The 22,913-nt window shown below is 29.7% G+C and carries 20 protein-coding genes, 1 tRNA gene and 4 pseudogenes; 11 read left to right on the forward strand and 14 right to left on the reverse strand.

Annotation, left to right across the window (positions count from 1 at the left end; translation table 11 throughout):
* The first annotated feature begins 6 nt into the window (after window positions 1-6).
* From DJ007_RS09120 to DJ007_RS09130, 3 genes are all read left to right on the forward strand, one after another.
* A complete protein-coding gene (locus tag DJ007_RS09120; RefSeq protein WP_129409309.1) occupies window positions 7-423 on the forward strand; it encodes a hypothetical protein in 417 nt (138 codons plus the stop codon).
* Between the two features lie 196 nt (window positions 424-619).
* Complete coding sequence (locus DJ007_RS09125; protein ID WP_129409310.1) at window positions 620-1,261, forward strand: Panacea domain-containing protein; 642 nt, start codon at window positions 620-622, stop codon at window positions 1,259-1,261.
* Complete coding sequence (locus tag DJ007_RS09130) at window positions 1,258-1,698, forward strand: hypothetical protein (RefSeq protein ID WP_129409311.1); 441 nt, start codon at window positions 1,258-1,260, stop codon at window positions 1,696-1,698. The genes DJ007_RS09125 and DJ007_RS09130 overlap by 4 nt, the downstream gene beginning before the upstream one ends.
* Window positions 1,699-1,792: 94 nt before the next feature.
* Here the strand turns inward: DJ007_RS09130 and DJ007_RS09135 are convergent.
* The 3 genes and pseudogenes from DJ007_RS09135 to DJ007_RS09145 all read right to left on the reverse strand — a co-directional run bounded on the left by DJ007_RS09135 (window position 1,793) and on the right by DJ007_RS09145 (window position 3,343).
* Window positions 1,793-1,866 (reverse strand) — tRNA-Glu (locus DJ007_RS09135).
* Between the two features lie 43 nt (window positions 1,867-1,909).
* Window positions 1,910-2,425, reverse strand: a pseudogene (locus tag DJ007_RS09140) (sugar transferase); the annotation flags it as partial.
* A 393-nt stretch (window positions 2,426-2,818) separates the two neighbouring features.
* Window positions 2,819-3,343, reverse strand: coding sequence for a DUF402 domain-containing protein (locus DJ007_RS09145; RefSeq protein WP_165974097.1), 525 nt, complete (start codon window positions 3,341-3,343; stop codon window positions 2,819-2,821).
* 141 nt (window positions 3,344-3,484) lie between these two features.
* Between DJ007_RS09145 and DJ007_RS09150 the strand changes: the two genes are divergently transcribed.
* Genes DJ007_RS09150 through DJ007_RS17785 form a run of 4 tightly spaced genes read left to right on the forward strand, consistent with a single transcriptional unit; the run spans window position 3,485 to window position 6,597 of the window.
* Window positions 3,485-5,086: a DNA repair protein RecN gene (locus DJ007_RS09150; RefSeq protein WP_129409314.1), complete on the forward strand. Its 1,602-nt coding sequence runs from the start codon at window positions 3,485-3,487 to the stop codon at window positions 5,084-5,086.
* Between the two features lies 1 nt (window position 5,087).
* Complete coding sequence (locus DJ007_RS09155; RefSeq protein ID WP_129409315.1) at window positions 5,088-5,702, forward strand: hypothetical protein; 615 nt, start codon at window positions 5,088-5,090, stop codon at window positions 5,700-5,702.
* On the forward strand, window positions 5,687-6,253 hold the full coding sequence (locus DJ007_RS17780) for an FAD-binding protein (RefSeq protein WP_240739453.1): 567 nt from the start codon (window positions 5,687-5,689) through the stop codon (window positions 6,251-6,253). The genes DJ007_RS09155 and DJ007_RS17780 overlap by 16 nt, the downstream gene beginning before the upstream one ends.
* Window positions 6,254-6,261: 8 nt before the next feature.
* On the forward strand, window positions 6,262-6,597 hold the full coding sequence (locus DJ007_RS17785) for a hypothetical protein (protein WP_240739454.1): 336 nt from the start codon (window positions 6,262-6,264) through the stop codon (window positions 6,595-6,597).
* 25 nt (window positions 6,598-6,622) lie between these two features.
* Here the strand turns inward: DJ007_RS17785 and DJ007_RS09165 are convergent, their stop codons facing one another.
* Window positions 6,623-7,336, reverse strand: a complete 714-nt coding sequence (locus DJ007_RS09165) for a tetratricopeptide repeat protein (protein WP_129409316.1) — start codon at window positions 7,334-7,336, stop codon at window positions 6,623-6,625.
* 142 nt (window positions 7,337-7,478) lie between these two features.
* Here DJ007_RS09165 and DJ007_RS09170 point away from each other — a divergent pair, with 142 nt between their 5' ends.
* Window positions 7,479-7,910, forward strand: coding sequence for a Fur family transcriptional regulator (locus tag DJ007_RS09170; RefSeq protein ID WP_129409317.1), 432 nt, complete (start codon window positions 7,479-7,481; stop codon window positions 7,908-7,910).
* A 245-nt stretch (window positions 7,911-8,155) separates the two neighbouring features.
* Here the strand turns inward: DJ007_RS09170 and rnr are convergent.
* A pseudogene (rnr, locus tag DJ007_RS09175) lies at window positions 8,156-10,278 on the reverse strand (ribonuclease R); the annotation flags it as partial.
* A gap of 11 nt (window positions 10,279-10,289) precedes the next feature.
* Complete coding sequence (gene dnaB / locus DJ007_RS09180; RefSeq protein WP_240739455.1) at window positions 10,290-11,633, reverse strand: replicative DNA helicase; 1,344 nt, start codon at window positions 11,631-11,633, stop codon at window positions 10,290-10,292.
* A gap of 126 nt (window positions 11,634-11,759) precedes the next feature.
* On the opposite strand from dnaB, the gene DJ007_RS09185 reads away from it, so the two are divergent.
* Window positions 11,760-11,951: a hypothetical protein gene (locus tag DJ007_RS09185; protein ID WP_129409319.1), complete on the forward strand. Its 192-nt coding sequence runs from the start codon at window positions 11,760-11,762 to the stop codon at window positions 11,949-11,951.
* Between the two features lie 91 nt (window positions 11,952-12,042).
* Window positions 12,043-12,510 (forward strand): QueT transporter family protein, encoded by a 468-nt coding sequence (locus DJ007_RS09190; RefSeq protein ID WP_129409320.1) that lies wholly within the window; start codon window positions 12,043-12,045, stop codon window positions 12,508-12,510.
* A gap of 55 nt (window positions 12,511-12,565) precedes the next feature.
* Here the strand turns inward: DJ007_RS09190 and DJ007_RS09195 are convergent, their stop codons facing one another.
* The 8 genes and pseudogenes from DJ007_RS09195 to DJ007_RS09230 all read right to left on the reverse strand — a co-directional run bounded on the left by DJ007_RS09195 (window position 12,566) and on the right by DJ007_RS09230 (window position 22,194).
* Window positions 12,566-13,294, reverse strand: coding sequence for an ABC transporter ATP-binding protein (locus DJ007_RS09195; protein ID WP_129409321.1), 729 nt, complete (start codon window positions 13,292-13,294; stop codon window positions 12,566-12,568).
* Complete coding sequence (locus DJ007_RS09200; RefSeq protein ID WP_129409322.1) at window positions 13,278-14,120, reverse strand: ABC transporter ATP-binding protein; 843 nt, start codon at window positions 14,118-14,120, stop codon at window positions 13,278-13,280. The genes DJ007_RS09195 and DJ007_RS09200 overlap by 17 nt, the downstream gene beginning before the upstream one ends.
* Window positions 14,120-15,204: pseudogene (locus DJ007_RS09205) on the reverse strand (branched-chain amino acid ABC transporter permease). The gene DJ007_RS09200 and the pseudogene DJ007_RS09205 overlap by 1 nt, the downstream one beginning before the upstream one ends.
* 4 nt (window positions 15,205-15,208) lie before the next feature.
* Entirely contained in the window at window positions 15,209-16,075 is an 867-nt protein-coding gene (locus tag DJ007_RS09210) for a branched-chain amino acid ABC transporter permease (protein WP_438268389.1), read from the reverse strand.
* A gap of 59 nt (window positions 16,076-16,134) precedes the next feature.
* Window positions 16,135-17,286: an ABC transporter substrate-binding protein gene (locus DJ007_RS09215; protein WP_129409323.1), complete on the reverse strand. Its 1,152-nt coding sequence runs from the start codon at window positions 17,284-17,286 to the stop codon at window positions 16,135-16,137.
* Between the two features lie 536 nt (window positions 17,287-17,822).
* Window positions 17,823-18,830 (reverse strand): 6-phosphofructokinase, encoded by a 1,008-nt coding sequence (locus tag DJ007_RS09220; RefSeq protein ID WP_129409324.1) that lies wholly within the window; start codon window positions 18,828-18,830, stop codon window positions 17,823-17,825.
* Between the two features lie 12 nt (window positions 18,831-18,842).
* Entirely contained in the window at window positions 18,843-20,822 is a 1,980-nt protein-coding gene (locus DJ007_RS09225; protein ID WP_129409325.1) for a sodium-translocating pyrophosphatase, read from the reverse strand.
* Between the two features lie 99 nt (window positions 20,823-20,921).
* Window positions 20,922-22,194 (reverse strand): annotated as a pseudogene (locus tag DJ007_RS09230) (TrpB-like pyridoxal phosphate-dependent enzyme).
* A 359-nt stretch (window positions 22,195-22,553) separates the two neighbouring features.
* On the opposite strand from DJ007_RS09230, the gene DJ007_RS09235 reads away from it, so the two are divergent.
* The gene (locus tag DJ007_RS09235) at window positions 22,554-22,901 is read left to right on the forward strand and encodes an STAS domain-containing protein (RefSeq protein WP_129409326.1); all 348 of its coding nucleotides are present in this window, start codon (window positions 22,554-22,556) and stop codon (window positions 22,899-22,901) included.
* The last annotated feature ends 12 nt before the right edge of the window (window positions 22,902-22,913 follow it).

The raw sequence follows: 22,913 nt of genomic DNA on the forward strand, positions 1-22,913 counted from the left end.
AATGAAATGTTGGATAATATAAAAAACGAAATAAAAGATAAAATGAAAAGAAAAGACGAAATCAAAAAATACATCAGATGGAAAAAACTTTTTGAAATCTTTTTGGATAAAATGGAAATTTTATTTCCTAATTTAAGAGAAGTTAGAAATTCTATTGCACATTATGAGGATAGAATACAAAATAAAGGGCCATATGGTAAAAAGGCAATAAATGATGATACCAATGTTTTTTTAGGGAATTTATTTGATGATAAATATCAAACAGAAATATATATAAAAGTCAATAATAATAAAACAAAGCAGAAAAAAGAAGAGAAATATGAAAAGAAAAGAATTACAATTGATTTAGATAAAACAAAATTGTTGGAATTTAAAGAATTACTATTAAATTTATTAATAGATTTATCAAAAAAAGAACCTTAATTTCTTTTTAAGGAGGATAATAGGGAGTAAGACAACTGTCAAATAATCTTGAAAAGTGGAGCTTTCTTATATTCGAAAAAAACTTTTTGTGATTTTTTACTCCATATTTATAAGAAAAAATACTTCTCATTTTTATAAAAAAGTAGTATAATGATAATGTTATTAATACCCGATAAGTGTACTGAGGGGTGAAAAGGTGAGATTTGATTATAAAAAAGCCGTTCAATCCATAGCTTGGTTTGCTCAAAAGAATAAAAATAAATTAAACTATATGAAAGCAATTAAATTATTATACTTTGCGGAAAGATACCATATTAGAAGATATGGACGTCCAATATTTTGGGATAATTATATTGCTATGAAATTTGGTCCAGTACAATCAAACGTTTATGATTTAATAAAAACCCAAGATTATCCTTTTGATGATGAAGAGAATATAGCTTATTTTCATAATATTTTGAACATAGAAAAAAATAAAAGAGAAAAAGTATATAATATTATTTTAAAAAACAAAGATAAAATTAATATTAAAGTATTTTCAAAAACAGATATTGAAGCCTTAGAATTTTCCTGGAATACTTTTGGAAAATTTAATGAATTTGAGTTAGCTGAAATTTCTCATGTCTATCCAGAATGGAATAAATACGAAGAACTATTCAAACAAGAAATTATAAAATCTAGAAAAATGAATTTGATAGATTTTTTTGAAGATCCATCTGAAGAAGAATTAAAAAAGTTAAAAAAATATGGTTTTGCTAAAGATCCATTTGAACTAAGTGATGAAATTCTGGAAGTAACAAAAGATTATGCTGAAGAAATGGGGCTCCATAAGATATGACAGATTTTAATTCTTTTAAAATGATCCAAGAATTATACCAAAGATTAAACATAAGAAAAGGATCAGTCTTATGGATAAAAGATGATAATATTGCAAATGGAGAGAGACATTATCATGTCGTATTAAATAATCCTATTTTAGATAATGTATTAACAGTTGTAGCTACATCGAGAATCAAAAAAGCAAAAAAAAGAAGAGAAATTTTAGGGGAGCCAGAAGAAAGTTTAGTAATAATGCCAGAAAATTCTTATAAATGGTTAAAACAAGAAACAGCTTTTCAATGTTGGAGCATAATAAATTATACACCAGAAGATATATTTAGATTAAATATAATACCAGTTGAACCAATTTCGAAAGATGTTTTTCAGAAAATAATAAATGGAGTTCTCAAAAGTAATATTGTTGAAGAGAGTATAAAAGAAAAAATAAAAGAATAATTTTTAGTATACATTATATAATGTAATATATACAAAAAGGGCTGCTCGATTTACTTGAGCAGCCCTTTTTATAAGTGCTTCCACTTATATTGAATGGCAGCCCCACGGGAATCGAACCCCGACTCTCGGACTGAGAATCCGATGGACTAGCCGTTATCCTATGGGGCCAAAAGCATATATATTATATCATAAAAAATACTTTTTGTAAATATCATAATGAACCGTTATCTTTAAAAATTGCTAAAAAAGTTAATAATAATATTTTTAAATCAAGTAAAAAACTTTTATTTTTCACATAATAAAGGTCATATTCTGTTTTTGTTTTATAATCTTCTAATGAAGTTGTATATTTAAACTTCACCTGTGCCCAACCCGTAATTCCAGGATTTACATATAATCTATAATTATAGTAATCAATATTTTCTTCACACATTTCATGAAAAGAAATCATTTCTGGTCTTGGACCTATAAAATTCATATTACCAATTAATACGTTTATAAATTGTGGAATTTCATCTAATCTTGTTTTTCTTAAGAATTTTCCAAATGAATGAATGTTATCATTATGAATAGTTCTGAATTTATACATCAAAAATTTCTTTTTATTTTTTCCAACCCGTATTTGTTTAAAGATAATAGGTTTTCCTATGATAATATAATTTAATATAGATATTATTAAAAATAAAGGAGCAGTTAATATTAACGAGATTAAAGCCAAAAATATATCAAAAAAACGATTTTCATCTTTATTTAAAAAGAATTCAGAATAGTAGTATTCGAATTTTTAAAAACACTTAAAGGAATTCTTTTAAGATGTTTTTCTACAAGATCAGGTAATATCTCAATAACGATTCCCTGTTTTTTAACGTTTTCTAATTCTTCTTTTACATAATATTCTAAATTTGGATCAGCAATTAAAACCCTATCATGATATTTTATTTTTTCTAAAAAAACTTCAGGACTTGGATTTAAAAAGTCCCAAAAGATATATTTCCTTTTGTTTTTTTCTCTATTTCTGTTGTTATTTCTTCAAATTCTTCTTTTTTCCCAATTACCAAATATTTTATCATTCTCTCACCTTGAAAGATTTCTCGTTATATGTTTTTATGAAAGTATATAGTTATCCTAAATTTATGAGCCAATCAATAACATCTTTTCCTAACTCTTTTTTTAGATATTTTACAGGACCAATTTCTTCGAAATTATTTATTATTTTTATGCTTTCTAATAATATTCTATAGAAATCTCTTTTATCGATATGGTTTTTTTCAAATTCATCAATTAATTCATCCATGTCATCGACTTCAAAGGAGCTATCTCTTTTTATAATAATATCTAATTCTAAATCTTCGAATTCAATTGTATTACCGTTTTTTAAATATTTTCCAAAATCTATATAAATAAGGTAATTTTTAAGGTGAGAGTTAGTTTCTGTAAGAAAAGATGTAAGCATAATGACATGTTCTGGAATAATAAGCCTTTTTATCTTTTTTATTGAATTATGTTTATCTAAATGTTTCCAATTTCTTTCGATACCGAAAGAATTGTTGAATTTGTATATGTTATTAATAGAGGCTTTTACTTCTCTTGATGGTGAAATTAAATATTCATTTTTTTTATCTAAATCAAATTTATAGTGTTTCATTTTTATCTCCTTTATTTGTTTGTTAAAGATATTATAACATAAATCTAACATGTGGTCAAACAAAAAAATGTTCCTTGAAGTTTTTATTTTTAACTTAAATGAGGTAAAATATATATAAAGAGAAAAAATTGGAGGTGCCATATGATTCATTCATTGGCTATCAAGAATTTTGGATTGTTTAAGGAAGTTAATATTGATTTTTCTGAAGGTATAAACGTTATTACAGGAGAATCTGGTGCTGGAAAATCCATGCTTATTAAGGCTTTGATTTCATTGTTGAGTGGTAATATTCCGAAAAATTTGAGAAATAAAGATGGTTCTATTTCTGCTTATATTACCATTAATGATGATATAAGAGAAAAATTAGGTGAGATTATAGATAGTAATGAGATTGTCTTAAATGTTAATTTTAATGAGAAAAGAGCAGTTTTTAGAGCTAATGGTACAATTATTCCTCGGGCATTTTTGGAAAAAATAGGTTCATATATAATGGAAGTCCATACTCAGGATTCTCAGGTTCTATTGAGGAATCCAAAGTATCATAATCAAATGGCTTACAGGATATTTGAGGAGAATTTTAGAGAATTAATAGATAAATATGAAAAAAGTTATAATGAATATATAGAATTAAAGGGAAAATTGAGCAATATTCCTTCTGACCCATCAGAGATTTATAGAAAAATTGATATTTTGAATTTTCAAATTGAAGAAATTGAAAGAATTAATCCAAAAGAAAACGAAGATGAAGAATTAAGAACTGAATATCAAATGCTCAGTCATGTTGAAGAAATAAAGACTAAATTGGAAAAATCTATGGCTATTTTAAAAGATAATGATGAAAATGTGGATATTTTAATAGGAGAAATAGTGGAAGATTTATCACATATTTCAGATTATGGTTTTAATGGTGAATTGGAAATAGCTTCTTCCATCCAGGATATGCTAAATGAATTATATGGTAGTCTTGAATCAAAGTTATATGAACTTGATTTAGATCCGCAAAGATTGGAAGAAGTATCTAATCGCTTAAATGAAATTATGAACTTAAAGAGAAAATACGGTCCTTCACTTAATGATGTTTTTGAAAAATTAGATAAATTTAAGATGGAATTGTCAGAATTGAATGACTTAGAAAAAATAATGAATGAGATAAATCCGTTAATAGATAAAAAAACAAAAGAATTATTTGAATTAGGAGAGAAGATAAAGAAAAAGGGTGAGAAAATATTACAAGTCTTTGAGAAGAAGATAAAAGAAGAATTGATGTCTTTAAATATGGAACATGCAGAAATAAAATTTGATTTTAAAAAACTTGATGAACCTGGTAGGTATGGTACGTATAATGTTCGTATTTTAGCTAAAACTACACCTCAATCATCTTTTTTACCTCTGGAAAAAGTAGCTTCTGGAGGGGAGTTATCGAGAATTATTTTGTCTATAGAAAAAACTTTGGGAGAACTGCATTTGGTGGAAACTATGCTATTTGATGAAATAGATTCAGGTGTGGGTCAAAGAATCGCAGATGTTATCGGAAAGAAATTAAAGGAATTTTCAGAATTAAAGCAATTAATTGTTATAACTCATATGCCTCAGGTTGCTAATTTTGCAGATAAACATTTTAAAATATTTAAAGTGGAAGAAAATAATGAGATGCATTCTAAAATAGTGGAATTGGATGAAAAGGAGAGAATAAAAGAAATAAAGGAAATGTATGGAGAAATAGTATTTAAAGAGGTGGAATAAAATGAAAAGAGAAGATGTAATTCAACGCGTTATAGAAGAAAAGGGTGTAGAAGCTATACCGGTTTTAATAAATATGATGGAAGAAAGTGATGCGGAGACATATTCACTTATTACTGATATCATAGACGTTTTAGGGCCTGAAGCTAAAAAATATCTGTTTGATGAATTTTTAAAAAGATTTGAGAAGAATTCTTTTGATGATGTGGTAATGCTGTATTTAATAGATGTTCTTTCAGAGATGGAATGTCAAGAATTAAAACCCTATCTTGAAAGAATGATGAATTTGTATTCTGATGAAAGAGCATTTCCCATTATTTTGGAAGCCTTGTTAAGAATTACTAAGGATGAAAAATATATAGATATTTTAGCTACATTTTTAGATGATACAGGAGATATTCAGGAATTGGCCATAATGGCGATGGCAGAAATGCCTACAAAAAAGGGTATAAATTATTTGCTAAACAAATATCTGGAAAATATTTCAAAATCGGAAAAGGCATTAATATTAGATTCTATACAAAAAATGACTTTTAAAGATAATAAACTGTTAGAAGAGGTAAAAAAACATCCTGCAGGGGAAGAAATATATGAGATGTTGGAGTGGATGTTGAAGTGATAGATATAGCTAAAGAGTTATATTTGTTAGGTTGTAATATTTTAAAAAATGAACCTTTGAAATTACACACTACATTTAAAATAGGAGGAAAGGTTCCACTTTTTGTTATTCCTAAAACGAAAAATGTCTTTGTAAAAACTCTAAATTATTTAATTGAAAAAAATATAAAATTTAAAATAATTGGCGGTGGCGCCAATTTAATAATTAAAGATGAAAATTTAGATTTTGTTGTTGTTAGTACAGAATATTTGACAGATGTTATTTTTAAAGAGGAATATATATGTTCAGAAGTTGGAATTCCCATTTCAAGGTTGTCTTATTTAGCTATGGAAAATGGTTTAGCAGGTTTAGAATTTGCTTCAGGAATTCCTGGTAGTCTTGGTGGGGCTTTGTTTATGAATGCAGGTGCTTATGGAGGAGAGATGAAGAATATTGTAAAAGAAGTAGAAGTTTACGATATAGAAAAAAGGCAAATAATTACTTTAAAAAAGGAAGATATTAAGTTTGATTATAGAAAAAGCATTTTTCAAGAAAGAAGGTTTATCCTTTAGAAGCTAAATTGAAATTATATAGGGATGAAAAAAGTAATATAGAAAAAAGAATAAAGGAATTATCTATTAAAAGATGGGAAAAACAACCATTGGAATACCCAAGTGCAGGAAGTATTTTTAAAAGGCCAAAACCAGATTTTTATGTTGGCACAACTATTGAAAAATTAGGGTTAAAAGGTTTTTCTATTGGAGATGCTGAAATTTCTCAAAAACATGCAGGATTTATTATTAATAAAGGTGATGCAACCTTTTCTGATGTAATGAGTATAATAGAATATATAAAAAAGATAGTTAAAGAAAATTATGATGAAGATTTAGAAGTTGAACCAGAGGTGTGGAAATAAAAAATAGGAAGGTTTTTAAACCTTCCTATTTTAGTTCTTCAAGGGCTTTTTTTGAGTCTTCTTTGGCTTCTTTTCCCTGCTCTATCCAATCTGGATGTAAAGGCATATCTATTACTTTCTTAAACATCTCTTTTGACTTATCATATTTTTTCCAGACTTTATAAAGAACTCCTAATTCGTAATAAGCATTAACATATCCTGGTTCAATTTCAGCAGCTTTAAGCAGATATTGTTCTGATTTTTTGTAGTTATTTAGAGGCCATGGAACATCTCTATACCTCATTCCCATTGCAATAAAGGCGGTATATAATGAAGGATCTAATTCTATGGCTTTTTTAATATGCTCATCAAAATCACCAAGCATAAAAAGGCTGGAGACAATTCCTTTATATTGTGCGAGTCTTCCGATTGCTGCACCTAAAGCATAATGTGCATACCCATTTTTTTCGTCTAATTTAACAGCTTTTTTGCCAACTTCTACAGCTTTAGTGTATATTTGTTCTCTTTTTTCTTCAGGAACACCCCAATTGGCATATTCAGTAAGCGCATTGCAGTATACAGCCAATAAAGAAGCATTATCAGTATATTTTTCTAGTTCAGATAATAAACTTTTCATTTCATTAATTTTGTGATAACTGTTTATTACTTTAAATTTGGAATAAAGTTCTGTAAAAGATTGAGAATAGGCTATTGAAAAAATAAAGATAAATAGTAAAATAAAGATGAATGTTTTTTTCATATTTTCCCTCCAGAATAATATTTAATTAATACAATTATATCACAAAAATTAAATTATTGTATCAAAACTTGATTTTTGAATGAAAATGGTATAAAATTAAAATAGAATTATAATCAATTTAGAAATGAAAGGATGTGATTATATGAGTGATCTGGAAAAAATAGAATATATCAGCGAAATATTAAAGGAACAAAATATTTCTCCATCTTTACAAAGGATTCAAATTTATAAATATTTAATGGATAATCAAAATCACCCAAATGTTGATATGATTTATAAAGAATTAGTAAAAAGAATACCAACATTATCAAAAACAACAGTTTATAATACTTTGAAACTATTTCAATCAAAGGGTTTAATTTCTGTTATAACAATTGAGGAAAATGAAGCAAGATTTGATATTAATACACATCTTCATGGTCATTTTAAATGTATCAATTGTGGAAAGATTTTTGATTTTGATATTAAAGAAATAAAAATTGATTCAAATCTTGAAAAAGAAAATAAAATTATTGATCAACAATTATATATTAGAGGATATTGTAAAGAATGTCTTGAAAAGATGGAAAAATAATAGCTCTGCTATGCAGGGCTATTTTTGTTACAAATTTTTGATTTTGTAGTATGAAGTGTTACTTTTTTGTATTTTTATGGTATAATATGTAATGAAAGATAAAAATACCTAGGGGGTATAGGGCCGCCGCATCGGTAACGAGTGCCGTGCGGCTCTTTTTTATTTATTTTTTCGTTTATTTTTTTGGTCTTTTTAATTTTTATTTTAGCATTGGGATAATTCTTTTTTAATTCTTTTTCTAATTCATCATCGTTTTTATTAACAATTTCAAAATCTATTTCTGCTGTTAATTTATTTGCATTTATAACTTTAGCTTTTAATTTATCTCCTAATTTATAAACTTTCTTTGTTCTTTCTCCGATTAAAACATTCTGTTTTTCATTATATATATAATAATCATCCATTGTTGAAACATGTATTAATCCCTGAATAAATTTTTCGGGAATTTCAACAAACATTCCAAATTTGGTTATGTTGGTTATATACACATCAAAAGTTCGACCAATGTGTCCCATTAAATATTCAACTTTCTTCATATCAGTTAAATCCCATTCTGCTTCGTTAGCAACTCTTTCTCTTTTTGAACTATGAGCGGCAATTTCTGGGAGTAGTTCTGTGTATTTTTCAATTTCATTATTTTTTAAGGTTCCTTTATTTTTTAAGTATTTCTTTAATAATCTATGAACTATTAAATCAGGATATCTTCTTATTGGTGAGGTAAAATGTGTGTAATTTTGAGAAGCTAAACCGAAATGTCCAACATTTAAATCTGAATAAATGGCACGCTTTAATGAACGTACTAACAATTTTTGTATACTTTTTCTTAAAGGATGGTCTTTTAAATGTTCTAACATATCCTGTAATAATTTTGGATGAATATTTTTAGGGAATTTATATCTTAATCCCATTATATCTAAGTAATTTTTTAATTGTAATAACATATCCGGATCAGGTTCTTCATGAATTCTATAAATAAATGGTAATCCTTGAGAATCAAAGATAGATGCAACAGTTTCATTGGCTTTAATCATAAACTCCTCTATAATGACTTCTGAAATTCCGCGTTCTACAGGTATGATATCTTCAACGTTTCCATTTTCGTCAAATATGAATTTTACTTCTCCACCTTCAATATCTAAAATAGCACCACGTCTTCTTCTATTTTCTCTTATAACTTCCATGAGTTCTTTCATCAATTCGAGGTTTGGTCGTAACCAACCTATTTCTTTTTCTAATTCATCATCTGCTTCGTTATTTAATAGTTTGTTTACTTTGTTATAAGTAAGTCTTTTTTTGCTTTTTATAACTCCATTATATACGTCAAAATTTACAACATCACCATTTTTATCAATTTCCATTATTAAGGACATGGTTAATCTATCTTCTCCCTCTACAAGGGAACAAATCCAATCCGATAATTCGTGAGGAAGCATTGGAATTACAGTGTCTATTAAATAAACGCTTGTTCCACGTTTAAAGGCTTCTTTGTCTAAATTAGAATTTTCTTTTACATAATGTGAAACATCTGCAATATGAACACCTAATAAATAATTTCCATTTTCTAACTTTTTTACCTGTACAGCATCGTCAAAATCTTTAGCATTATCTCCATCTATAGTAACTATGATTTCGTCTCTAAAATCTTTTCTTCCTTTTAAATCTTTTTTTTGAACAGTTTGCGGAATTGCTAAAGCTTCCTTCATAACTTTTTCTGGGAATATTCCAGGTTCTGGTAGATCGTGTTTTATAATGACTATTGGTAAATCAACTTTTGGGTCATTTACATTACCTATTATTTTTGTTATTTTTACCTCTGGGTTTTTGCGAGTGTATTTTATAATTTCTGCTTCAACAATTTGTCCGGGTTTTGCTTTATTGAAATTTTCTGGTGAAACATAAAAATCAGTATTTATTTTTTGATCTATAGGTAACACAAAACCAAATAATTTTTTTGGTTCAAAAATTCCAACAATCTTAGTTATTCCTCTTCTTAATACTCGTAATACTTTTCCTTTTGGAATGTCGCGCCATGTTCCAATTATTTCAATTAACACAAGATCTTTATGCATAGCATCTTTTACATTTTCCAGCGTGACAGCAATTTCTTCTCCATCTTTGGTAGTAACAAATGCCATACTGCCCCTTCGTGTAAATTCTATAGTTCCGATTTTCATGTTTTTTCCTAATGTGCAAAATTTATTTTTTGAATTTTTATATACCTCACCATTTTCCTGTAATTCTTTTAATATATCTCTTATTTTTCGTTTTTCATCTTTTGATTTAGCTTTTAGTTTTCATATATTTCTTTCTGTAATAATGGTTTTTTTTCAATTAATTTTAATATTTTTTCTTTTGTATTTTGCTTCATTCTTTCTCCTCCTAATATACTTCTTTATGTATGCTATCTTTTTCATAAAATAACGTTACTTTTGGGTCAAACATAAGTTTGATAGTGCCAACAGGACCATTTCTTTGTTTCCCGATTATTAGCTCTGATTCATGTGGATGATTTAAAATAAGATTTTCATTATTTTTATCTTTGTTTTCACTTTCTTTTTTCCTTTTATAATATGCATCTCTGTATAAAAACATTACCATATCAGCATCCTGTTCAATAGCACCAGATTCTCTTAAATCACTTAATCTCGGTCTTTTATCTTCTCTTTGCTCAACAGCTCTTGATAATTGTGAAAGGGCTACAATGACGACATTTAATTCTCTGGCTAATAATTTTAATGAACGTGAAATTTCAGAAATTTCCTGTTGTCTACTTTCTGATCCTCTGCTTTTTGAGGACATAAGCTGCAAGTAATCTATAAAAATAGCTTCTATTCCATACTCTCTCTTCATTCTTCGGGCTTTTGCTCTTAAGGTTCTTGGATCTAACCCAGGTTCATCGTCAACTACTATTTTTGATTGCGAAAGTTTATGAGCAGCATTAACCAACTTATTCCAATCTTCATTATTAAGCATACCAGTTCTAACTTTTTGTAAATCTACCTGAGCTTCAGCACATAAAATTCTTTGAACTAATTGCTCTTTTGACATTTCAAGGTTAAACATTGCAATAGGTGTTTTGTATTTAATGGCTAAATTACTTGCAACATTAAGAGCAAATGCAGTTTTTCCCATGGATGGTCTGGCTGCTATAATAATCAAATCAGATTTATGAAATCCAGAAGTTAATCTATCTAAAGAAATAAACCCTGTAGGTAGACCTGTGACAAGAGCATTTGGTTCAATAGAAGCACGTTTTTTTAATTCATCTAATTTTTCAAATACATCATGAACAATGTTGGGAACAGAATCATAAGTTCGTGTAGCACGGGACTCTGCAATTTCAAAAATCTTTTTTTCGGCAAAATCCAATATTTCTTCAGCTTCACCTATTGTTCTTGTTGCTTCAACGATTTCTGTACTTGCAGAAACTAAACTTCTTAAAAGAGATTTGTCTTTAATTATTTTGGCGTAATATAATGCATTAGCTGGTGTAGGAACAACTTCAGCTAAATATATAAGTTTATCTTCTCCTCCCGCTTTTTCAAGTAGATTTGCATTTCTTAAGTTTTCCATAACTGAAATAGCATCAACAGGTAATCCTCTATCGAATAAATCTTCGATAATTCTAAAAATTATTTGATGTTGTTGATTATAGAAATCATTTGATCTAATTTCTTCCAATATATCAGGCAAAATTTGCGGGTCTAAAAAAATACTACCCAATAAAGCTTCTTCTGCTTCAATGTTATGGGTGGTGTCAATTCTTTATTCAAATTTAATACCTCCTTTTAATACTCATAGTATAATTATAATACTTTAATGTAAAAATTCAAAGGTAGGAGGGTAAGTATGTGGGCTAATGTTTTTTTCTTTTTAGGAGTTATCTTTACTATAAATAGTATTTATTTGTTCAATACATCCGTTAAGGAAACTCGAAAAGGATATATGAAAGATGAAGAAAGAATAAAGAAAAGCGATAAAAGAGCTTTTATTTCTCTCGGAATTGGAATAATATTTTTTATAATAACCTCGTTATTTTAACATAAAATTATTTCTGCAATAATAAAATTTATATATAATATGATTTGGCGGTCGCGGCACCCGCCTTAACAAAACAAGGAGGTGTTTTTTGGTGAAAACGAAAAACTTGGTATTGGCAGGTGTAGTAGCAGCATTATATGTAGCATTAACTGTTGTTTTACAACCTATTAGTTATGGTCCTATGCAGGTTCGTATTTCAGAAGCATTAACGGTATTGCCATTTTTCAATCCTATTTTTATACCTGCATTGTATGTAGGTGCTATGTTGGCCAATGTTTTCGGAGGGTTTGGAGCAATAGACATTTTTTTAGGTAGTGCATTAACATTATTGGCAGCATATTTGACATATAAAATGCCCAATAAATATTTAGCTCCACTTCCACCAGTGATAGTTAATGCATTTGGTGTTTCAGCATATGTAGCACCTCTTGCAAAAGTTCCATATTGGCCAACTGTGTTATGGATTGGTATTGGAGAAGCAATAGCCTGTTATGCTTTAGGATTGCCTTTAATGATTTTATTGGAAAAAAGAGGTATCTTTCAAAAAATAGAAAAATAACAACAGCTCCCATTTTTGGGAGCTGTTGCGTTATACAATGGAGTATGACGGCGTATTATGCCATACCTAGGTAGGCTTTTTGCACATTTTCGTCTTTTAATAGTAAATCAGAATTATTTTCAAGTATAATATTTCCTGTTTCTAAAACGTAACCATAATGAGAAATCTTTAATGCCTGTGCAGCATTTTGTTCTACTAAAAGAATAGTACCACCATTTTCATTTATAACTTTAATAATATCAAATACTTCAGAAACCAAAACAGGTGCAAGACCTAAAGAAGGTTCATCCATCATAATTACATCGGGCCTGCTCATTAATGCCCTGCTAATAGCAAGCATTTGTTGTTCCCCACCTGATAAAGTACCTCCAAGTTGTTTTAATCTTTCTTTTAATCTTGGGAATAAATTATAAACCCAATTTAAATCTCTTTCTATTTCTTCTTTATCTTTTCTATTAAATGCACCCATCATTAAATTTTCATAAACTGTAAGATTTGGAAAAATTCTTCTTCCTTCTGGAACTAAAGCTATACCCATTCTATTTATTTCATGAGGAGATTTACCAGCAATATTGTTATTTTTATAGATAATTTCTCCTTCTTTTGGCTTAACCATTCCAGCGATTGCGGAAAGAGTGGAAGTTTTACCAGCACCATTAGCTCCTATTAAAGTTACAATTTTTCCTTTTGGAACTTTTATGCTAATTCCTTTTACAGCATGTATAGCTCCGTAAAAAATATTTAAATTTTTAATTTCAAGAACAATATCATTCTGCTTTTGCATTCTTCCACTCCTCTCCAAGATATGCTTCTATAACTCTTGGGTTCTTCTGTATTTCTTCCGGTTTTCCTTCAGCAATAATAGCTCCGTAATCTAAAACCAGTATTCTTTCACATACTCCCATAACAACTTTCATATCATGCTCTATTAAAAGAATAGAAAGATTAAAATCATCTCTAATTTGTTTTATAAAATGCATTAACTCTTCCGATTCTTGAGGATTCATACCAGCGGCAGGTTCATCTAATAAGAGAACTTTTGGATGTGTTGCAAGAGCTCTGGCTATTTCCAATTTTCTTTGTAATCCATATGGTAAAGCAGAAGCTTTTTCTTCTGCAAGATCCAATAATCCAACTTTTTCTAATAAGAGCAATCCTTCTTTTATCATTTCTTTTTCTTTATTTAAATAACCGAGTTTTGTTAAAGCTTTAAAGAACCATAACGGAGAACTTCCTTTTGTTTTTTTGCCGTGTTTTTTTAATATTTTATCGACATCAGTGTTTGCAAGCATATGATGTTGTGCAACAATAACATTTTCCAAAACAGTCATATCCTGGAAAAGTCTGATATTCTGGAATGTTCTTGATATACCCAAATGAGTTATTTCATGAGGCCTTAAAGGTGTAATATCTATACCATCAAATATTACTTTTCCTTTTGTCGGTATATAAATACCGGTGATAACATTAAAAGCAGTAGTTTTTCCTGCACCATTTGGACCAATAAGCCCTAATAGTTCTCCTTCATATAGCTGATTATGAAAATTGTTAACAGCGATTAATCCGCCAAATTGCATTGTAATATGGTTCATTTCTAGTATTTTGTTCATTATTTTTCACCTTCTTTTTTCATGTATATATCAACTAATGATGGCTTTTTAATTTTTATTCCAAATAGTTTTAATAATTTCTCCCATGAAAATTCTGCTCTACCCATAATTCCTTTTTGCCAGAATATCATTATAAAAATAAATATTGCAGAAATAACTAACATTCTCATACCTGGAATTCCAGGAACATGGATTCCAAATATATCAAAAGGCTCTTCTAAAGATCTCAAATATTCAAACATTAAAGCAAAAACACCAGCACCTATAATAGATCCTGTAATGCTTCCAAGACCACCAAGAACAACCATAATTAATACATAGAAAGTTAATAATGGACCAAATGTAGTAATTCTTGGATCAATTGTTGTTAACCAATGTGCATATAATGCTCCGGCAATACCCGCAAAAAATGCGCCAAAAACAAAAGCCATTAGTTCATGTTTGAATACGTTTATTCCCATTGATTCTGCAGCTATCGAATCTTCTCTGATGGCGATAAGAGCACGTCCATAAGAACTTTTTACAAGGCTAATAATAGCAATTAATGTTACTAAAAGCCATCCCCATGCCCAATAAACATTTGTGTAATTAGGTAATCCTTTTAATCCTAAAGGACCATTTGTTACACTGATTAAATTATTTGCTAATACTCTCGCAATTTCTGCAAAACCCAAACTGGCAATAGCTAAATAATCACCAGATAATTTTAACGTAGGCCAACCAATTAAAAATGCAAAAATAGCAGCAATTACACCCCAGCCAAAGTTGCAATTAAAAAGTTAGCATGTAAGTTTAATAACCATGGTTGGATAGGAACTATAATATATGATAGTTCTTTTTGAAATGGTTCAAGTGTCAATAATGCAGATGTATATGCACCCAGTAAAACAAATCCAGCATGTCCTAATGAAAATATACCAGTTATACCGTTAATCAAATTTAAACTAACAGCCATGATGGCATAAATAGGTATTAAAGTTATTATTCTTAGTGTATAATCATCAAAATTTCCCTGTGCATAGGAAAGGAATAAGGTAAATAAAACGATTGTTATTAAATTTAATGTCCAATTTATTTTCTTCATGCTCTCACACCTTTACTACGGATTTTTTACCCAATAATCCATCTGGTTTTATTAACAATATAACTATAAGAATAATAAATGCAAATGCATCCCTATATCCAGCCGCACTAGGCATTAAAGCAACAAGGAATATTTCAAGTAATCCTAATAAAAATCCTCCTACTACAGCTCCTGGTATAGAACCTATACCTCCTAAAACAGCAGCGATAAATGCTTTTAAACCAGGCATAAATCCCATATATGGAAATACATTTGGATATCTCATGGCCCACATTATTCCTCCAGCTGCAGCCATTGCAGAACCAAGTGCAAAAGTAAAACCGATAACCATGTCAACGTTGATACCCATTAATGAAGTAGTTGGAATATCGGAAGAAATAGCTCGCATGGCCATTCCGATTTTTGTTCTGTATACAATCCAGAACAAAAGCATAAAGATTAAAGCGGTAATTAAGAATACAATGAAGGTTAATACAGGTATTCTTGCACCACCAATATTCCATGTTTTATCCAATAACCATTTGTTATTTTCGTTAAAAACAGCAGTAAAGGATTTTGGAACTGCACCAAAAACAACAACGGCAATACTTTCCAAAAAGAAACTCATACCAATGGCAGTAATTAAAGCAGAAATCCTCGGAGCATTTCTTAAAGGTTTATAAGCTACTCTATCTATTAAGAAACCCAGAAAAGCAGCACCAAAAATTCCAATAAGAACAGATAACCATAATGGTGCTCCTGCTAAAGAAGCATAGAAAGCAAAATAAACACCCATCATCATAATATCTCCGTGTGCAAAGTTAATGAGTCTCAAGATTCCATACACCATTGTATAACCTACTGCTAGAAGTGCATACAATCCACCAAACATTAATCCGTTGAATAAGTTTTGTAGAAAAGTAGCTCCACTCAATGCCGACACCTCCATTTTCAATAAAAAACCCCGGAAGAACCGGGGAAAGAATTTTTAATAAAATTAATAATCTGCTGGTTAATTGTTGTTACATATGTGAATTCTCCATTTTTAACCATATCAATAACAACAGATTTTTCTGCATCACCATTCTTATTAATAGTAATCATACCAGTAGCACCTGGGAAGTTTTTAACCTGCCTAATTGCTTTTGCTATTGCTTTAGGATCAGCTTTCCCCGCTATTTCTATAGCTTTTCTTAAAACTAAATATGCATCAAATCCTAAAGCGTGCATAGCACCAGGTTCAGAACCGTATTTTTCCTTGAATTTTTCAACAAATACTTTTGTCATCTCTGTTGCAGCACCTTTTGGATGGAAATGTGTTGTATAATATAATCCCTCAACTGCATCTCCGCCTATCTTAATTAATTCAGGAGCTTCTGCACCATCTCCAGCTAAAATAGGACCTTTAAATCCTAACATTCTTGCCTGTCTTGCGAATAAAGAAATTTCTGGATAGTATCCTGTAATATATAATACATCAGGATTTTTATTAATAGCATCTGTTAATTGAGCACTAAATTCCTGGTCACCAGTTTTAAAGAATTCGATGAAATAATTTCCTCCTAATTCTTGGAATTTCTTTTTAAAGAAATTGGCTAAACCAACACTATAATCTTGCTCAACATCGATAAATACAGCAGCTTTTTTCGCATTTAAATTTTTATATGCAAATATAGCAGCAGCAGCACCTTGATAAGGATCTATAAAACAAACACGAGATACGTATTTTTTTCTGTTTGTAACCAATGGATTTGTTGATGAAGAAGTTAACATTGGAATATGTTTTCTTTCTGCAACAGCACCACCAGCTAATGAATGAGCACTGGCAACTTCTCCGATTATTGCAACAACTTTTTCCTTATCAATAACTCTACTTACAGCATTAGCAGCTTCTGTTTTTTCTGATCTATTGTCTACTAATACTAAATCAATTTTTTCACCCAATACCTCTGGATACATTTCATGAGCTAATTCAATTCCCTGCCATGACATTTCACCAAAAGCAGCAATACCTCCAGTCATTGGTAAAACAACACCAATTTTAATATTTGCGAATAAAACCAACGAAAGAATTAAAACTACTGCTAGAAACAACTTTTTCATAGAATCCCTCCCTATTCTAATTTTAAGTAATGTAAAAACTTGTTTATATTTTACTATATTTTAATATAGTTGTCAAGTATGAAAAATATTTCATAATATATTAAAAATTGTCGTAATTTATTAACAAAATCTTCCGCTTTGCGGAAGGTTTAAGGATAATAAATATTTATAATTAAAAATTATTACCAATTTTCTTCACGAAGTGAAGAGCTTCCGCGAAGTGGAAGATTTAAGAATTTTTTGATAAAAAATAAGGGACTCATTATGTATGAGTCCCTCAGGCTGTTGTTAAAATAAAATAAAAAAAATAATATGAGCGAATCCTAAACATTTCGCGGAGCGAAAGTTTTAAGGTTGTTTTTTATTTTATAATAAAAATATTTTTCCTAAAACCCTTCACGAAGTGAAGAGTAGCGAAAGGTCTAAGATTTAAAAAATTTTATTATTATAATATTTTTCCTAAACCCTTCGCGAAGCGAAGAGTTTAAGGATTTTTGATAAAAAATAAGGGACTCATTATGTATGAGTCCCTTATTTTAAAAGAATATTTTTGCCATTTCATAAATTCTAGAATCAATTTCTTTATTTTTTAAAAGTTCGTTAGAAAATGGTACATCAAAAATTTCAAAACCTTTTAAAGAAAGAGCTATATTAACTTTTCCTTTTTTTATATATTCAATAGCCTTTGTTGAAAACATGGTGGCAATTAATCTATCAAAAGATACTGGAGTTCCACCTCTTTGCATATAACCAAGATTAACATTTCTACACTCCACCCCTTCAATATTATCTTTAATAAATTTTGAAATAACATCTGAAGGGGTACTTTCAGGAATTTTGTCTTTAATGATCTTTAACCGTTCTGATAAAGGGCATTTTTCTTGAACTACAACAATAGAAAATTTCTTTCCTTCATCATATCTTTTTTTGATATTTTCTATTAATTTATCAGGATTAAATTTTATTTCAGGAATTAAAATATAATCTGCACCACCAGTTAATCCACCAAGAGTAGCCAACCATCCTGCTTCGTCTCCGCCAACTTCTACAACGATAACTCTATGACCAGCACTAGCAGTTGAATGTAATGCATCTAATGTTTTTGTTACAGTTTCTAATGCAGTAAAAAATCCTATGCTAAAATCAGTCCATGGTAAATCATTATCTATTGTTGCAGGAATTACAATTGATGGCATTCCCTCATCAGAAATTTTTAGAGCAATTTCTGTTCCTGTATGACCGCTCATTATTATAAATGCAGTTATTTGATATTTTTCAAAATTTTCTTTTAATTTAATAAAATCATCAGGATTTTTTGTTGGATCAAATTTTGAAGAACCCAAAATAGTTCCACCACGTTCTAAAATTCCTGATACATGTTCTTTTGTCATAACAAAAACTCTATCTTCTAAAAAACCCTTAAAACCATCATAAACACCTAAAACTTCGATATCTTCAATGGCAGACTTCCTGACTAATGCTCTAATTGCGCTATTAAGACCAGGACAATCACCACCGACATTCATAACAGCAATTCTTTTCATAATTCGCCCCCTTTATTTAAAAATCTTCATTAATATAGGAATTACAACGATAGAAACAATAGACATAAGCTTTATTAATATATTTATTGCAGGTCCAGCTGTATCTTTAAAAGGATCTCCTACGGTGTCTCCAATTACAGAAGCTTTATGGGCAAATCCGCCTTTTCCACCAAAATTACCTTCTTCAATATATTTTTTTGCATTATCCCAGGCACCGCCAGCATTGGCCATAAATATAGCAAGCATAACTCCTGAAACAGTTGTTCCCACAAGCATTCCAGCTACAGATTCTTTTCCAAGTATAAAAAACATGATAATAGGCATAAATACCGCCAATAATGATGGAAAAACCATTTTTCTTAAAGCTCCTTTTGTGGCAATTGAAACACATGAAGAATAGTCTGGATCTGCTTTTCCTTCCATTAAACCGACTATTTCCTTAAATTGCCTTCTGACTTCTTTTACCATTATTTCTGCTGCATCCCCAACGGCTTTCATAGCCATTGAAGAAAATAAGAAAGGAAGCATTCCACCAATTAAGGCACCTATGAATACCTGTGATTTTGAAAGGTCTATAATATTTAAACCTGTAACTTTAGTATAAGAAGCAAATAATGCTAAAGCAGTTAAAGCCGCAGAACCTATAGCAAAACCTTTTCCTATTGCAGCTGTAGTATTTCCAACAGCATCTAATTGATCTGTTCTTTCCCTTACATATGGTTCAAGTTCTGCCATTTGTGCAATTCCACCTGCATTATCGGCTATAGGTCCATAAGCATCTATTGCAAGAGTTATACCTAATGTGGCTAACATACCTACTCCTGCTAATGCAATACCGAATAATCCAAGCAAATTGTATGAGATTATTGTAGCAATAGAAATTAAAATAACTGGTATAGCTGTTGATTCCATTCCTATTGCCATACCGTTAATTAATAATGGAGCTGCGCCACTTACAGCACTATTAGCAAGATGTTTCACAGGTTTTTTTGCAGTATAGTATTCTGTAATACTCCCGATAATCATACCGACAATCATACCAAGTAAAATGACGAAAAATGGGTTAATAGTTTTTAATATTATTAAAGATAAAAATAAAACTCCTACTAACGTTAAACCATTTGCGATATACGTTCCAAAATGCAAAGCTTTTGAAGGATCCACATTGTCTTTATTTTTTAAACTCAAATTAAAAAAAACAATACCAATTATTGCAGAGAGAATTCCAATAGATACAACTAAAAATGGGAATACAGCACCTTCTTTGTTATAGGCTAATACACCTAAAGCAGAAGCAGAAAATATTGAGCCGACAAAGGATTCATATAAGTCAGCTCCCATTCCAGCGACATCACCGACATTATCACCAACATTGTCGGCAATAACAGCGGGATTTCTTGGGTCATCTTCAGGAATACCAGCTTCAGTCTTTCCAACCAGATCAGCACCAACATCTGCAGCTTTAGTAAATATTCCTCCACCAACTCTTGCAAATAATGCTACCAAAGAAGCTCCCATAGCATATCCACTCATTGATATAGTGTCGCCATTGGTTAAATAAAAAATCAGTCCCAATCCAAATAGTCCGAGTGAAGCCACAGTCATTCCCATGACAGCTCCTCCATTGAAAGCTATCTTTAATCCTTTACTTATTGATTCGATGGCTCCTTGAGCAGTTCGTGTATTTGTTTTTGTGGCAATACTCATACCAAAAAAACCAGCTGAAACAGATAATGTTGCACCAAGAAAAAAAGATAAAGCCATTTCCCACCCATTAATTAAACCAAGTAGGAGGAAAATAATGAGAACTATAACATATAATATTTTATATTCTGATATTAAAAATGCCTTCGCTCCCATTTGTATTGCTCCAGATATTTTTTGCATTTTTTCATTACCTGGAGAGTTTTCCAGTACTTTAAAAGTAAGGAATACTGTGAATATAATACCGATTAAACCAAAAATAATGCCACTTAAATTAAGAATGTACATTAGAATCCTCCCTTCAACACTATAATTTATACTATATTATATCATAAATATTCAATTGATGACAAAAAAGCGCCTACAATTTTTGTAGACGCTTTTTTATTATGAATATGCTGTTAAATCGAGCAAACCGTGTCCGGATAGCGTAAATACTATAACTTTTTTTCTTTATTTTCTCTTGCTAGAAGAGCTTCTTTAATTGCACCAGCAATTGCATGCGATGATTCAGGAGCAGGTATTATTCCTTCTAATTTAGCAAAAAGTTTAGCAGCTTTAAATGTTTCTTCTTGAGTGAAGGCTACAGCATTTAACATATTTTCACGTTTTAATCTGGCAATAATTGGTGCTGAACCGTGATATCTTAATCCTCCTGCATGTATTTTTGGTGGAATAAAGTCTTTTCCAAGCGTATACATCTTCATTAAAGGAGTTAATCCTGCAGTATCCCCATTATCATATTTATACTCTCCCTCTGTTAATGTTGGACATGATTTTGGTTCACAGGCTAAAAACTTTATATTTTTTCCTGATAATTTTTCTGGAATAAAAGGCAAAATTGTTCCTCCAAGGTTTGAGCCACCTCCATGGCATCCAATTATAATATCTGGTTTTTCATTTATTTTTTCAAATTGTTTTTTTATCTCTAATCCAATTATAGTCTGGTGTAATAATACATGATTTAAAACACTTCCAAGTGCGTATTTGGCATTGTTTTTACTAAACACAACTTCTAAAGCTTCACTTATAGCTATTCCAAGGCTACCAGGATTTTCTTTATCTAAATTTAACATTTTTTTGCCAAAGTTAGTTTCTAAACTGGGACTTGGTGTAACCTTTCCTCCAAAAAGATTTATAAGGTGCTTTCTCATTGGTTTCTGTTCAAAACTTGTTTTTACCATATATACTTCAATGTTTAAATTAAATTTTGATCCAGCATAGGATAAAGCGCTTCCCCATTGTCCTGCACCGGTTTCTGTAACCAATGTTTCTACTCCAGAAATTTTATTATAATATGACTGCGGAATTGAAGTATTTGTTTTATGACTTCCTGTTGGAGAAACTCCTTCATATTTATAATATATTTTCGCTGGAGTTTCTAAATATTCTTCTAAATTTGTCGCTTTAATAAGCGGAGAAGGTCTGAATATAGCATATTCTTTCAATACTTCTTCTGGAATTTTGATAAATCTTTCTGTAGTTACTTCCTGTTCAACTAAAGGAGCTGGAAAAATAGCACTTAATTCTTCTGGTTTCATGATTTCTTTTGTTTGTGGATTCAATGGGGATCAAGCTGAAATGGTAAATCTGCCAATGCATTATACCAATATTTTGGCATCTCCTCAACTGATAAATATACTCTTTCTCTTTTACCCATAATATACACTCTCCTTTCCAGGGATAATAAAAAAACCGGATATCCAAACTGGATATCCGGTGATTGCCTACATAAATAGAATTGGCCCCAAAGTTATAGAGCATGACGAAATAGTAGACACCCACCGGGCGTCCACCACCAATTTAAACTATTTAAATTCAATGAATCATTTATGACTATGTACTTTACTGTTTTTTTCATCATAACCCCTCCAGGGATTTTTTCGATATTATACTATATTTTTTTAGAAAAGTAAAGTATTTTTTTAAATTTAAGCTACTTTTTATTTTATCATTTATATGTTTTGTTAAAGAAAAACTCTTTTTAGACGATTTAATAAATCGAGGCGAGGTGAAAATATGAATAAATATTGTTCATTTGAAGAAGAAGATAATATAAAGGTTTTGAGATTTCTTACAAATATAACAGTAGAAAATAGTGGATACATTAAAGAAAGATTAGAATTTTTTTTGTCTTTTGAAAATAAGGAAATTATAGTAGATTTTTCAGATGTATATTTTATTGACAGTAATGGGTTAGGCGTTATTATTTCTCTTATACAAAGAGCAAGAAAATATAATAATAAATTGATTTTTATAAATGTAAATTCTTTAATAAAAAATATTCTAGATATAACAAAAGTTAATAGATTAATGAATATATTGGATACATATGAAGAAGCAAAAAAGTATACAATGACAATATAAAAATCCAGCATA

Origin of the sequence: Marinitoga lauensis, from assembly GCF_004135675.1 — a bacterium.
GTDB classification, from domain to species: domain Bacteria; phylum Thermotogota; class Thermotogae; order Petrotogales; family Petrotogaceae; genus Marinitoga; species Marinitoga lauensis.